Source organism: Ruegeria sp. CG1 (assembly GCF_056537265.1).
Genome location: NZ_JBQFRF010000006.1, coordinates 37,887 through 50,936, shown reverse-complemented (window position 1 = coordinate 50,936; position 13,050 = coordinate 37,887). Strand labels below are relative to the sequence as shown.

Below are 13,050 nucleotides of genomic sequence, written 5' to 3'. Positions count from 1 at the left end.
ATCCCAAAAATTGGTCGTTCCAGCCATGGACGCCGCCGACTTGCTGCACTAACGTCCCCGGCGAACCCCAGTCTATCCTGATCAACAGGTGCGAGGTACTTTCATGGATTATCACAGCCCCGCCAGCTTTGCCGAGGCGTCGGCTCTGGCCGCAAATGCAACGGGCATCACTCGGTTTCTGGCAGGCGGCACCGATGTGCTGGTGCAGTTGCGCTCGGAATTGGTGACGCCCGATACGCTGATCGACATCAAGAAGATCGATGGCGTTAGCGAAATTACCCGCAATGCCGATGGCAGCTGGACGCTGGGTGTCGCCGCGACCGGCGCCGAGATGAGCGAGCACGCCGCGTTGGGCCGCGATTGGCCGGGTGTGGTCGAGGCGATGGATCTGATTGGATCGACTCAGGTACAGGGGCGTGCGACGCTGACCGGGAATCTGTGCAATGGCTCTCCGGCGGCGGACTCGGTGCCAGCGATGGTTGCGGCAGGCGTTACAGTCACCGTGACGGGCCCGGACGGCACACGAGAGGTGGCGGTCGAAGACATCCCGACGGGACCCGGCAAGACCTCACTGGCCAAAGGCGAACTGATCTCGGCGGTCAACATTCCAGCGCGTGGCGACAACGCCGGTGACGCCTATCTGCGCTTTATCCCGCGCACCGAGATGGATATCGCGGTGGTTGGTGTGGGCGTAAACTTACGACTGGATGGCGATACCATCACCGAGGCGCGCGTCTCACTGGGGGCTGTCGCACCAACCGTCTTGCTGGTTGAAGACTGCGCCAAAGCGCTGATTGGCAGCGCGTTGGATGACGCGGCGCTGGACGCGCTCGCTGCAGCGGCCTCGGCTGCCTGCAACCCCATTGATGACAAACGCGGCACTATTGCATTCCGCACCGAAGTTGCTGGCGTTCTGGCCAAGCGCGCCGCGAAAATCGCCTATGCCCGCGCGAAGGGAGAACAAGCATGAGCAAGTTCCACGTATCCACCACCGTGAATGGGGACGCGGTTGAATACCTCTGCGACCCGCGCGAAACCCTGCTGGACTGTCTGCGCGACAAGCTGAACCTGACCGGCGCGAAAGAGGGCTGCGGCACCGGCGATTGCGGTGCTTGTTCGGTCAGCGTCGATGGCCGTTTGGTGTGTTCGTGCCTGATGCTGGGCGTCGAGGCTGAGGGCAAGCAGATCGAAACAGTTGAAGGGATCGCGGACGGCGACGTCCTGCATCCGCTGCAGAAGAAGATGATCGAATATGCCGCCCTGCAATGCGGCATCTGTACCCCGGGCATTCTGGTGGCGGCCAAGTCGCTGCTGGAAAAGAACCCCAACCCCACCGAAGAGGAAACCCGGTACTGGCTGGCGGGCAACCTCTGCCGCTGCACCGGCTATGACAAAATCATTCGCGCCGTGATGGATACGGCGGCTGAGATGCGGGAGGCTTCGTAATGGCACTGGACGATCGCAAATCTGACTTCACGTTTGTCGGCACCCGCCCTGACCGCCCTGACGGTCTGGACAAGGTGACGGGCCGCGCCAAGTTCGGTGCGGATATCTCAGCCCCCGGCATGTTGCATGGCGCTATCCTGCGTTCACCCCATGCCCATGCGCGGATCGTCAAGATTGATGCTTCAAAGGCCGAGGCCCACAAAGACGTCAAAGCCGTTGTTACCCGCGCCGATTTCGCCGATGTCCCCTTCAAGCCGGGGCTGGAAGGCGAATTCTGGAACGTGCTGGAAAATGTCATGGCGGGCGAAAAGGCTCTGTATGACGGCCACGCGATTGCAGCAGTTGCAGCGACATCAGCCTTGGCGGCGCGCGATGCGCTGAAGCTGATCGAGGTTGAATATGAAGTTTTGCCCCACGTCACAGATGTGGTCAAGGCGATGGCACCGGACGCGCCTGTCATCCGCGAAGGTGCGGCAGATTATTCGGTGCCTGAGGGGATGCACCCCAACGTGGTGCGCTATCACGAAAGCGGCCACGGAGATGTCGAAGCCGGATTTGCCGAGGCGGATCTGGTAATTGAGGACAGCTTCGTTACCGAGGCAACCCATCAGGGTTACATTGAACCTCATGCCTGCATGGGGTCTCTGGGTACTGACGGCAAAGGTGAACTTTGGTGCACCACCCAGGGCCATTGGATCGCACAGAAAACCTGCGCGGCGTTGCTGGGCATCGAAACCTCACAACTGCGTGTGATCGCGTCTGAGATCGGCGGCGGCTTTGGTGGTAAGACCACTGTGTTCATCGAACCGGTTGCGTTGGCGCTCAGCCGCAAGGCCAACCGCCCCGTAAAGATCGTGATGACCCGGTCCGAGGTGTTCCGTGCGACCGGCCCGACCTCATCGGCGTCGATGGACATCAAGATCGGCATGAAAAAGGACGGCACCATCACAGCAGCCGAAGGCATCTTCCGCCTGCAGGGTGGTGCCTTCCCGGGTGCACCCGGCGACATGACCGCCATGTGTGCCTTTGCGCCCTACAACCTGACCAACGTTCGCCAGGTCGGTTATGACGTAATGGCCAACCGCCCGAAACAGGCCGCTTATCGCGCGCCGGGCGCTCCGATGGGTGCGTTTGCGGTCGAATCTGTGTTGGATGAGCTGTGCAATCAACTCGGCCTCGACCCGGTGGATGTGCGCCTAAAAAACGCCGCGCATGAAGGCACCAAAGCCAGCTATGGCCCGACCTATGAGCGCATAGGTCTTGTCGAAACGCTTGAGGCCGCCAAGGCGCATCCGCATTACTCGGCCCCGTTGAAGCCGGGGCAAGGGCGCGGGATTTCCTGTGGGTTCTGGTTCAACCATGGTGGTGAGACCTCAGTATCTCTAGCACTGTCCGAGGACGGCTCGGCCCAAGTCATGGTCGGTACGCCGGATATCGGCGGATCACGTGCGTCGATGGCTCTGATGGCAGCTGAAGTTCTGGGTATCCCTTACGAGAATATCCGCGTGACCGTCGCCGATACGGCAACGCTGGGTTACAATGATGTAAGCCATGGCAGTCGCGTGACCTATGCCTCGGGTCTGGCGACAATCAAGGCGGCGCGCCACGCGGTCGAGCAGCTATGCGCCCGCGCAGCGGCCAGTTGGGGAATCCCGGTTGATGCGGTGAAATGGGAGAACGGCTGTGCCGTGCCCTCAGGCCCCAATGCCGGTGACTTCGATCCGCGCCCGCTGGCCGATATCACCGCCCATATGGGCGCGACCGGCGGCCCGATCTCGGGCCATTTCGAGGCCACGCCGGAAGGCGCGGGTGTATCCTTTGGCACCCATATCGTGGATGCCGAGGTCGACCCGGAAACCGGCAAGACCAGCATCACCCGCTACACGGTCATTCAGGACGCGGGCAAGGCGATCCACCCGACCTATGTCGAAGGCCAGTATCAGGGCGGAGCTGCGCAGGGCATCGGCTGGGCGCTGAACGAGGAATATATCTATGGTGAGGATGGCCGCTTGCAGAACTCGATTTTCCTCGATTACCGCATCCCGGTCGCCAGCGATCTGCCGATGATCGACACGGTGATTGTCGAAGTGCCCAACCCCGGCCACCCGTTCGGTGTGCGTGGTGTGGGAGAGACCGGCATCGTGCCGCCCTTGGCCGCCATCGCCAACGCGGTCTCCAACGCGGCCGGGGTACGCCTTAAGCAACTGCCAATGTCCCCGCCGCGCATTCTTGCCGCGCTCAAGGACAATGGTTGAGGTCCACCTCTGGTCTAGCCTCCGGTCTTTGACCGGGGGTCGCGAGGTGGTCGAGGTTGAGGCCGCCACCACGGGCGAATTGCTGCAGGAACTGGTGCGTATACATCCCCGGCTGCAGGCACCGATCGATGCTGGGGTCTCGGTGGCGTTGGACGGGCGCATCATCGCGACCGGACTGTCCGAGCCGATTCCGGAAGGTGCCGAGGTTTATCTGATGCAGCGCCTCAGGGGCGGTTGAAGGCGAAAGGTCTAATCGACCCCCTCCCTCACGCGAAATCACGGGACAGGATGAACGCGCAACACTGCTCGGTCAGATCTTGGAAGCGCGAACGCTCGCGGACATAGAGATACACTTGCCTTTTGTCGTGAAGGTCCGTGATCGGGCGGTAAGACACCGCCTCCGGCAAGAATTCGGCAACGGTTTGAGGAAGCACCGTGATCCACTCGCCCGATCGCACCAGCGTGATCAATGAATGCGTGTTGTGAATTGTGATCTCGGCGTTTTTGATTGCCGTATGGAAAGCCGGCGTTTGAATCAGATCGCACAACGTGTTTCGGACAAAGGGTGCGGTGGCGATGTCGGGGATATTCAGCGGTTCTGCGCGTGTGATCAGAGGATGATCCGAGGCCGCGACCAATCCAAAGGAGTCCTGAAATAGTGGAATGGTTTGGATGCCGTTCAGGGCGTGATACCCGGATGCGATTCCGATATCTGCCTGATCCTGAGCGATGGCATCCAACACCTGCTGCGTGTCGGTGTCGCGCAGCTCGATCTTCACCCCGGGGGATTCGCTGCTCATGTGGTGCAATAGTGGTGGAAAGATCAACGCGCCAACCGACGGGACGGATACGATCCGGATCAATCCCTGTTCAGCCAGCGCGGCGGCCTCGATATTCTGGACGGTCTGATCGAATTGGCGCACTTGCCGCAAGCCCAGATCGAGTACCTGCTCACCCAGCGGGGAAAGCTGGTTCTTGCGCTCGCCTTCGAACAGCTTTTTGCCCAGATGGTCTTCGAGCTGCTTCAATGTCATCGAGACGGCTGATTGCGTTCGACCAAGGCGGTCGGCGGCCTCGGACAGGTTCCCGGTCTGGGCCACCGTGCAAAAGCAACGCAGCATCTCAATCTTGATTGCCAACTTCAGTTTCCTTGAAGTTTGTTTAAGTTATTTGAGTTTGACTGATGTGCATCGGAAAATCCATCCTGTGACAAACGAATTCTGACTCTGGGGCGCATTGTGACCAAACTGAACCTGATCGCTGGCGAATGGCTGGCAGGCGAAAGCGAAATCGAAAACCGCAACCCTTCTGATTTGACTGACCTGGTTGGTATGTTCGCGCAAGCCAGCAGCGACCAACTTGAAGCGACGCTGGATCAGGCGCGTATCGCGCAAGCTGAATGGGCTGCCTATGGGCTGGAACGTAAGCAGGCCGTTCTGAACGCCATCGGTAACGAGCTGATGACCCGCGCCGAGGAACTGGGCACGTTGCTCAGCCGGGAAGAGGGCAAGCCGCTGGCCGAAGGTAAGGGCGAGGTCTATCGAGCGGGTCAGTTCTTTACCTACTACGCCGCTGAATGTCTTCGTCAGATTGGGGAAAACGCCGACTCCGTTCGCCCCGACATCGAGATTGACGTGCGCCGAGAAGCGGTGGGTGTTGTCGCCATTATCAGCCCGTGGAACTTTCCCACCGCGACCGCTTCGTGGAAGATTGCGCCCGCGCTGTGCTATGGCAACGCTGTTGTGTGGAAACCGGCCAACATCACGCCTGCCTCGGCTGTGGCCCTGACCGAGATCATCGAACGTCAGGACATTCCCAAGGGTCTGTTCAGCCTGGTGATGGGCTCGGGCCGTTCGATTGGCCAACGTCTGGTCAAAAGCCCCAAGGTCAACGCGATTTCCTTCACCGGTTCGGTTCCGGTCGGCAAGGGCATCGCGGCGGCGGCGATCCAGAACCTGACCAAAGTTCAGATGGAGATGGGGTCCAAGAACGCGCTGGCCGTGATGGACGACGCGGATTTGGATCTGGCGGTTTCGCTGGCATTGGGCGGCGCGTTTGGCGGCACCGGCCAGAAATGCACCGCCTCGTCGCGGCTGGTGGTGCATGCAGGCATCCATGATGCTTTTGTCGAGAAACTCGTCGCAGGCGCGCAGGCGATGAAAGTTGGCCACGCGCTGGAAGAGGGTGTTCAGATGGGCCCTGTCGTAAGCCAGCAGCAACTAGGCGAGAACCTCGCCTATGTCGATCTGGGTAAATCTGAAGGGGCCGAACTGGTCTACGGTGGACAGCGCTTAGAGATGCCGTATGAGGGCTTCTACATGTCGCCGGGCGTGTTCCTGAACACCACCAACGACATGCGCATAAACCGCGAGGAAATGTTCGCGCCGCTGACCAGCGTCATCAAGGTTGGCAGCTATGACGAGGCGCTGAGTGTGGTGAACGACACCAATTTCGGCCTGACCTCGGGCATTGTGACTAGATCGCTGGCACGGGCCACCCACTTCCGCCGCAATGCCCGCACCGGCGTGGTGACCGTGAACCTGCCTACGGCAGGCACCGATTATCACGTACCCTTTGGCGGTCGCGGCGACAGCTCGTACGGGCCGCGCGAACAAGGCAAAGCAGCGGCAGAGTTCTATACCACCGTCAAGACCGCCTATATCAGCGCAGGCCCCGTCTGATGCGTATCGACGCGCTGCAATATGCCAACTGGTCGGAGAAGATTTTCCGCCAACTGCGCGAAGGCGGCGTGGATGCGATCCACGTCACCATCGCTTATCATGAGAATTTCCGTGAAACCGTTCTGAACTTTGAGAAGTGGAATCGCTGGTTCGAGCAATACCCGGACCTGATCATGAAAGGCCGTTGGGCCAGCGACATCGACATCGCGCGCAAAACCGGGAGGACGGCGGTGTTCTTCGGGTTCCAGAACCCCAGCCCCATCGAGGACGATATCGGGCTGGTCGAGATTCTGCATGATTTGGGTGCCCGCTTCATGCAGCTGACCTATAACAACCAGTCGCTGCTGGCGACCGGCTGTTACGAGGCCGAAGACACCGGCATCACCCGCATGGGCAAGCAGGTGATCAAAGAGATGAACCGCGTGGGCCTTGTTGTAGACATGAGCCATTCGGCGGATCGGTCGACCATCGAAGCGGCGGAATTGTCCGAGCGCCCCATTGCCATCACCCATGCCAATCCGCACGAATGGTCACCTGCTTTGCGCAACAAGCGCGATGCGGTGATCCGGGCGGTGACGGAAAATGGTGGGATGCTGGGCTTTTCGGTCTATCCTCATCACCTCAAGGACAAGTCCGACTGCACGTTGGAGAGTTTCTGTGAGATGATCGCCCGAACGGCTGAGAAATACGGTGCCCAGCATCTGGGGATTGGCACCGACCTGTGTCAAGATCAGCCCGACAGTGTGGTTGAATGGATGCGCGTGGGGCGCTGGACAAAACAGATCGACTATGGCGAGGGTTCGGCCTCGGCCCCCGGATTCCCGCCAATGCCGGGCTGGTTTCGGGACAATCGCGACTTCGGCAACATCGAGTCCGGCTTGCGCGCCACTGGCATGAACTCCGACGAGGTCGCGGGGATCATGGGCGGCAACTGGTACCGCTTCTTTGCCGATAATTTTGGGCCACAAGGCATATGATGGACCAAAGCCCGCATATCGCACGCCGCGACCCGGCCACTGTGATGCGCCTGTCCCGTTTGGGATCGTTGCATCAATGCCGTCTTAGTTTTATGCGGCAATTGACCCGTCGGATGGCTGCCGAAAACTGGACATTCACCCGCCCGGTCTTCCAGATTGATGAAAAGGGCGTCGGTCACGCGGTCTACACCGCACAAGGTCCCGAACGCGCTTATTCGTTGGTGGCGTTTGCCCATGATTTGCCACCCGAGCAACGCTCGGATCGTGTGATAGCCGAGGCATGGGACGCGACCTTTGCGTTGTTTGACGGAATTCCTGACCCGGAAGACATTGAGCGGCTTTCGCAAAACGTACCTCTGCAAGAGGCCGGGCGTGTAAGCGAAAGCGAGCTGTCCTTGTCACGGGCCAACCGCTCGGTGCGTCTGTGGGCACATGTCGTGGATCGTCTTGCCACCGGTCAGCAGCCCGACCTCGAACAGATTTACAAGGTCGGTTACCTGATGCGGACAACCGCCGTGTATGGCTCGGGCAAGTTCGGCGCGGCAGATCGTGAGAGGATTGCAGACCGAGACGAAGTCAGCGCGCCATTTCAGGCCGAGATGCTTTCGGTCTACCTGACGCGGACCTTCGTGCGCGATCTGGTGCAACATATGGCCCGCACCAAGGGTGGCGACCAGACCGCAGAGTTGAACCCGGAAATCGCGCGTTGGCTGGGCATCGGCAATTCGACCGGGCTAGGTATGGCGCCTTTCATCGTCAATCACCCGATCCTGTTCAACAACTGGATCATGGTCCGGGAAGAGGCGATCTCGCGGGTTCGGTCCATTGAGACCGCAACAGAGGCAGAAGCGGCCAAGTTTCGCAACATCTTCGCCCGTAGCAAATTGTCGATCTCGTGGTGGAAGTCCGAACATCCAATCCAGATCGAAAAGCTCGCGGCGCTGAATGCTGACTTGTGCGCAATATCGGACCATCTCGACAAGACCGATCTGACGGGCAATCAGCCCTGGGACCGCTTGATAAAGTGGTCTCAGGCTGCGCTCAGCGAAGAAGGGCAGGAGTTGCTGGCCTCGCTGATCCTTGAACCCTACGGAGAACTGGTCGATGGGCTGACCAGCTGTATGGCAGACAGCAACGGTGCGGCGCATGTGATTGATGGCACGATGACCGTTGGCGCGGTGCGCGACCTGATCCGCGCCAGCTTTGGCTGGGCAATGGATCTGGACTGGAACGCGCCCGAACACTGCGCGCGCGCTTGGTATGTGTCCGAGGAAAAGCTCGAGCCCCGGCTGGGTGAGCGGTTTGACGAACCGATTGCAGACTACGAACAGCCGCTTGCCCCGGCGCGCGACGCGGCTCTGGCCGAAAGCGCGCTTTCGGAATGGGCGGATGGTGCACCCATCGCCGAGTTCCTACTTGAACACCCTGAACACCGCCACACGATCCGTCGCGCGCAAATGAGCCGCGTCGCGCCTTACGGCGAAATTCGCGACAACACGATCAGCGCGGATGTTCTGCCGATCGACATGCTGCGTGCCAAACTCTCGTTCTTTGGTGCCACGCATTTCGATCCTCGTTCAGACCGCTGGGTACGTATCTGCATGTATGCTGGCGCGCCTTATCCCGAAGAGTTAAGCAGCAAGACTGCCGATCTGTGGGTCTATCCGGAGCTTGGACCGTGAACGTATCGCTGAATGAGGTCGAAGCCACGGCCAAACGCGCCGCGCGCGGAGCCGGATACCCCTGGGGACTGGCGGAAGAGGTCGGCAAAGCCACACGTTGGCTATGCGCGCACGGGATTGATGGCACGAATTCCCTTGCGCAATTGTTGGAGCAAGGTCTGGCGGCCTCGCTCAAGAATCACCGCCCGGTTGAGATGCAGTCGGCTTGGGCGGGGCAAGGCGTGCTTTGCCCGATCATCACGGGCGCGTTGCTTTCTGATCGGTCTGACCTGCTGCACGCAGGTCCCATACGTATTCAGAAGCTCGCAGTACCTGTTTTTCTGCTGCCCTTCGTAGCCTCGGCGGCACGCGCCCAGAATAACGTGATCACGCATACGTGCGATCTGTTCAGGGCCGCAACGGATGGCGATCGTCTGGAGGCGGGGCAGGATTGGCCATCGTTTTCTGATCACACCCAGATCACGCTGGGCGGCCAACTTACCACCCCTCGACCGCACGTGACCCGCGCATCCCCGGACCCGGTTTGCTGGGACACCCTCAACCGATTTGCCCATCGCACCTACGCGCCTGCTACCGAAGAATCCCGACTGTTGGGTGCCGGCGCTGGCCTGTCCGACAATGACTGAATGAGAGAGCGACATGATCGAAACCCGTACCCTTAGCCTTGCTGAAATCGAGGATATTTCTTTCCGTGCATTGGTGTCCGCGGGCACCAGCGAAGAAAACGCGCGCCCATTGGCAATTGCAACCGCCGCAACCGAGGCGGACGGGGTGGCGAGCCATGGTCTGGCCTATATCCCGATCTATTGCGAACATGTTCAGTGCGGCAAGGTAGATGGGCAGGCCACCCCTCAGCTGTCCCAGCCGCGCCCCGGCGTAGTGACGGTCGACGCCGCGACCGGGTTCGCCCACACGGCGATCGACACGGGATTTGAGGTGTTGACCAATACGGCGCGCACGCAAGGCGTTGCGGTGTTGGCGATCCGCAACAGCTATAACTGCGGCGTGCTGGGGTATCACACCTACCGGCTGGCACAGGCTGGTTTTGTGGGGCTTGGGTTCACCAACGCGCCCGCCTCCATCGCGCCGTCCGGAGGTGCCAAGCCCGTGGTCGGGACCAATCCGTTCTCAATCGCAGTCCCCGGAAACGATGGCCAACCCGCATTGCTGATTGATCAAAGTGCCAGCACCATCGCAAAAAGCGAGGTCATGAAACACGCACGCGAAGGCAAACCAATCCCGGTTGGCTGGGCGTTGGACGCAGATGGCAACCCAACGACCGACCCGAATGTTGGGCTTAAGGGTTCCATGGCCCCATCGGGTGGGTACAAAGGGGTTGGCGTTGCCCTGATGACCGAGGTTTTGGCTGCAGCGCTGACCGGTGCCACGCTTGGGATACACGCCTCACCTTTTTCGGGAACCGCCGGTGGGCCTCCGAAAACAGGCCAGTTCTTTATTGCAATTGACGCTTCTGCGACTGCGGATGACGCATTTTCTTCCAGAATTGTCGATCTTGTCGAAGCGATCCGATCTCAGAACGGCGCACATTTGCCCGGAGACGGCCGCCAGGCAAAGCGTTTGGTGGCCAAGAACGATGGTGTGGCTGTCAGTGTAGCGACCCTCGACAAAATAGAAGCTCTGCTGACGTAGGGCTCGATGGCGAAGCTCCGGGACGCTCATGAAGATCTTTCTGGAAATCAGGACACGTGCGAATAGGGAGGAAACACATGTCTATGAAGGAACCTTTTACCGATCTGGAGATCAAGCGATCTTCGGGCGGGTTTTATGAAGGGCACAGTGTTGAGATTGCCTTGCTGAGCAAGTCAATCATGGTCGCGCTGGTTATCTGGGCGCTTGTCTGGCCCGCAAATGCAAACGGAGTTCTTGGAAGCCTAAACTCGCGTCTGCTGGAAGATTTCAACGCCTTCTATATCATTATTGTCGGCATTTTTGTCTTTTTCCTGTTTGTCGTGGCGGCGCTGCCGCAAACCGGTAAGCGGCTTATGGGCCCAGAGGGCGAAAAACCAGAATTCTCGGATTTCTCATGGTTTTCGATGATGTTTGGCGCGGGCTTGGGCGTCGGTCTCATGGTGTTCGCTACCGCTGAGCCTTTAGGGCTGTGGGGATCGAACCCGGTTGTCATCGCGGGCGATGTCGTCGGCAATAGCGAAGACGCATTGCAGTCGGGATATCGCTACACTTTCCTGCATTACGGGTTTCACGCCTGGGCGATCTATGTGGTGACCGGCCTGTCGCTGGCCTATTACGCCTACACGCGCAACATGCCCCTGACTATTCGCACCGCGCTGACACCTCTGTTCGGCAAGCTGATGAACGGCTTCCTGGGCCACGTCGTGGATGTGCTGGGCGTGGTAGCAACCATTCTGGGTGTTTCAGTTACCATCGGGTACGGGGTTTCGCAGTTCATCGACGGCCTATACGCCATTTCGGGTATGGAATGGATGATGGATCTGACCGGTGACGCACCGGCCCCCAGCACCGTTGGTCTGCTGGCTGGCCTCATTGTGATCATGGGCCTCTCGATAATCTCGGCTGTCTCTGGTGTTGGTCGTGGCGTCAAGTACCTGTCTAACCTGAACCTGGTGTTGTCGCTGATCCTGTTGCTGGTCTTTGTTGTCTTTGGGTCGTTCCTGTTCGCGATGACGACTTACGCAACTGCATTTGTCGATTACATCCAGCACTTCATTTCGCTCAGCTTTGGTGCTTTCAATCCGCAATCGGCGGCGGCGTTTGATGCTGCCCTGCCGAGTGAAGCAGCGCCGTTTGCCGATGCGCTTTATGCCGGTGCGACCAATCCTTGGGGATCGTTTGACGGGTTCAAGTCGGGCCTGGAAGGCGACGCCGCCGCGCTGCCGGAATCGGTCCTGGCTTCGGTCTATGCTGCAGGTGATCCGGGACGGCAGTTTGGCTGGCAAGCAGGCTGGACCACGTTCTACTGGGCTTGGTGGATCGCGTTTTCGCCGTTCGTTGGCCTGTTCCTGGCGCGCATTTCCAAGGGACGCTCTGTGCGTGAGTTCATCATCGGTTGTGTCTTTGCCCCTGCGCTGGTCTGCTTTGCGTGGATGACCATTCTGGGTGGCACCGCGATCGATCTCGAACTGAATGGCACCGCCGAAGGCGCCATCATCGGGGCGTCGAACACCGCCAAGCTGTTTGTCACCTTGCAAGAGATGATCACCGGTGGGCTGTTATCCGGCATCACCGTGATGTGCGTCATCCTGATCATGACCTTCCTGGTCACCTCGGCGGACTCGGGCATTCTGGTGATGAACACCATCATGTCTGGCGGAGATCAGAACATCGGCAACAAGCACAAGATCGTCTGGGGCCTTATCCTGACAGCGGTGATTGGCGCTCTGATCCTCGCTGCGGGTGAAAACAATCCGATGGACGCCTTGCGAAATGCGATGATCATCGGTGCGCTACCCTTTACGATGGTCATGGGCCTGATGTGCATAGCGCTCGCCAAGGCGCTTTATCGCGATGGTCTGAGGCAAAAGCAGACCACAGCACCTGCGGAATAAACCTAGGCACGGGCGGTTGTGATGCAACCGCCCGCTGTCATCAGGCGCTTGTGCGCGCGTCAACTTCAACCCAATTCAATGAAAATGCCAGTGGCAGAGACGCCACCTGATCGTGCACCACTCGAAGCATTATGTCGGACGTGAAGATGGTGCTGCTGGAGAGAATTGAACTCTCGACCTCTCCCTTACCAAGGGAGTGCTCTACCTCTGAGCTACAGCAGCGCTGTGGGCGGGTGATTAGACTCAAACGAAACGCGGCGCAAGGGTGTCTGGACGGTTTTTTTCTACTCCTGTAGAGAAAGGCAATGGCAGACAAAAATTCACCTAAAAAACACGGCAAGTCCGGGGAAACGCGCGAAGACCGTTTAAAGGCGGCGCTAAAAGCGAATATGGCGCGGCGCAAGGCTCAGGCCAAGGCGCGGGCCACCTCCGGGGACAAATCCGGCAAGGACGAGGGATAAGAG

The 13,050-nt window shown here is 59.5% G+C and carries 12 protein-coding genes and 1 tRNA gene; 11 read left to right on the top strand and 2 right to left on the bottom strand.

The features are described from left to right. The first annotated feature begins 103 nt into the window (after window positions 1-103). From ACR0AU_RS17270 to ACR0AU_RS17255, 4 genes are read left to right on the top strand one after another with little or no spacing between them, the layout of a single operon-like run. Window positions 104-970 carry an FAD binding domain-containing protein gene (locus ACR0AU_RS17270; protein WP_480796008.1) on the top strand — a complete coding sequence of 289 codons (867 nt, stop codon included), beginning with the start codon at window positions 104-106 and terminating at the stop codon, window positions 968-970. Then, window positions 967-1,446: a (2Fe-2S)-binding protein gene (locus ACR0AU_RS17265; protein ID WP_170408211.1), complete on the top strand. Its 480-nt coding sequence runs from the start codon at window positions 967-969 to the stop codon at window positions 1,444-1,446. Before ACR0AU_RS17270 ends, ACR0AU_RS17265 begins: the two co-directional genes overlap by 4 nt. Then, on the top strand, window positions 1,446-3,701 hold the full coding sequence (locus ACR0AU_RS17260) for a xanthine dehydrogenase family protein molybdopterin-binding subunit (RefSeq protein ID WP_480796007.1): 2,256 nt from the start codon (window positions 1,446-1,448) through the stop codon (window positions 3,699-3,701). The genes ACR0AU_RS17265 and ACR0AU_RS17260 overlap by 1 nt, the downstream gene beginning before the upstream one ends. Next, window positions 3,694-3,939: a MoaD/ThiS family protein gene (locus tag ACR0AU_RS17255; protein ID WP_170408213.1), complete on the top strand. Its 246-nt coding sequence runs from the start codon at window positions 3,694-3,696 to the stop codon at window positions 3,937-3,939. Before ACR0AU_RS17260 ends, ACR0AU_RS17255 begins: the two co-directional genes overlap by 8 nt. A 28-nt stretch (window positions 3,940-3,967) precedes the next feature. Here the strand turns inward: ACR0AU_RS17255 and ACR0AU_RS17250 are convergent, their stop codons facing one another. Further along, window positions 3,968-4,840, bottom strand: coding sequence for a LysR family transcriptional regulator (locus ACR0AU_RS17250; protein WP_170733851.1), 873 nt, complete (start codon window positions 4,838-4,840; stop codon window positions 3,968-3,970). A gap of 99 nt (window positions 4,841-4,939) precedes the next feature. Here ACR0AU_RS17250 and ACR0AU_RS17245 point away from each other — a divergent pair, with 99 nt between their 5' ends. The 6 genes from ACR0AU_RS17245 (at window position 4,940) to ACR0AU_RS17220 (ending at window position 12,586) form a co-directional block, all read left to right on the top strand. Beyond that, a complete protein-coding gene (locus tag ACR0AU_RS17245; RefSeq protein ID WP_170733852.1) occupies window positions 4,940-6,382 on the top strand; it encodes an aldehyde dehydrogenase family protein in 1,443 nt (480 codons plus the stop codon). Continuing rightward, complete coding sequence (locus ACR0AU_RS17240; protein WP_480796006.1) at window positions 6,382-7,359, top strand: membrane dipeptidase; 978 nt, start codon at window positions 6,382-6,384, stop codon at window positions 7,357-7,359. The genes ACR0AU_RS17245 and ACR0AU_RS17240 overlap by 1 nt, the downstream gene beginning before the upstream one ends. After that, the gene (locus ACR0AU_RS17235; protein ID WP_480439562.1) at window positions 7,359-9,041 is read left to right on the top strand and encodes a hypothetical protein; all 1,683 of its coding nucleotides are present in this window, start codon (window positions 7,359-7,361) and stop codon (window positions 9,039-9,041) included. The genes ACR0AU_RS17240 and ACR0AU_RS17235 overlap by 1 nt, the downstream gene beginning before the upstream one ends. Next, window positions 9,038-9,667 (top strand): DUF3726 domain-containing protein, encoded by a 630-nt coding sequence (locus ACR0AU_RS17230; RefSeq protein WP_170514563.1) that lies wholly within the window; start codon window positions 9,038-9,040, stop codon window positions 9,665-9,667. The genes ACR0AU_RS17235 and ACR0AU_RS17230 overlap by 4 nt, the downstream gene beginning before the upstream one ends. 13 nt (window positions 9,668-9,680) lie before the next feature. Continuing rightward, complete coding sequence (locus tag ACR0AU_RS17225; RefSeq protein WP_170733856.1) at window positions 9,681-10,691, top strand: Ldh family oxidoreductase; 1,011 nt, start codon at window positions 9,681-9,683, stop codon at window positions 10,689-10,691. A gap of 77 nt (window positions 10,692-10,768) precedes the next feature. Beyond that, entirely contained in the window at window positions 10,769-12,586 is a 1,818-nt protein-coding gene (locus ACR0AU_RS17220; protein ID WP_170566739.1) for a BCCT family transporter, read from the top strand. Between the two features lie 147 nt (window positions 12,587-12,733). On the opposite strand, the gene ACR0AU_RS17215 is transcribed toward ACR0AU_RS17220, so the two are convergent. After that, window positions 12,734-12,808 (bottom strand) — tRNA-Thr (locus ACR0AU_RS17215). A gap of 83 nt (window positions 12,809-12,891) precedes the next feature. Between ACR0AU_RS17215 and ACR0AU_RS17210 the strand changes: the two genes are divergently transcribed. Continuing rightward, window positions 12,892-13,047, top strand: coding sequence for a hypothetical protein (locus ACR0AU_RS17210; RefSeq protein WP_170802542.1), 156 nt, complete (start codon window positions 12,892-12,894; stop codon window positions 13,045-13,047). The last annotated feature ends 3 nt before the right edge of the window (window positions 13,048-13,050 follow it).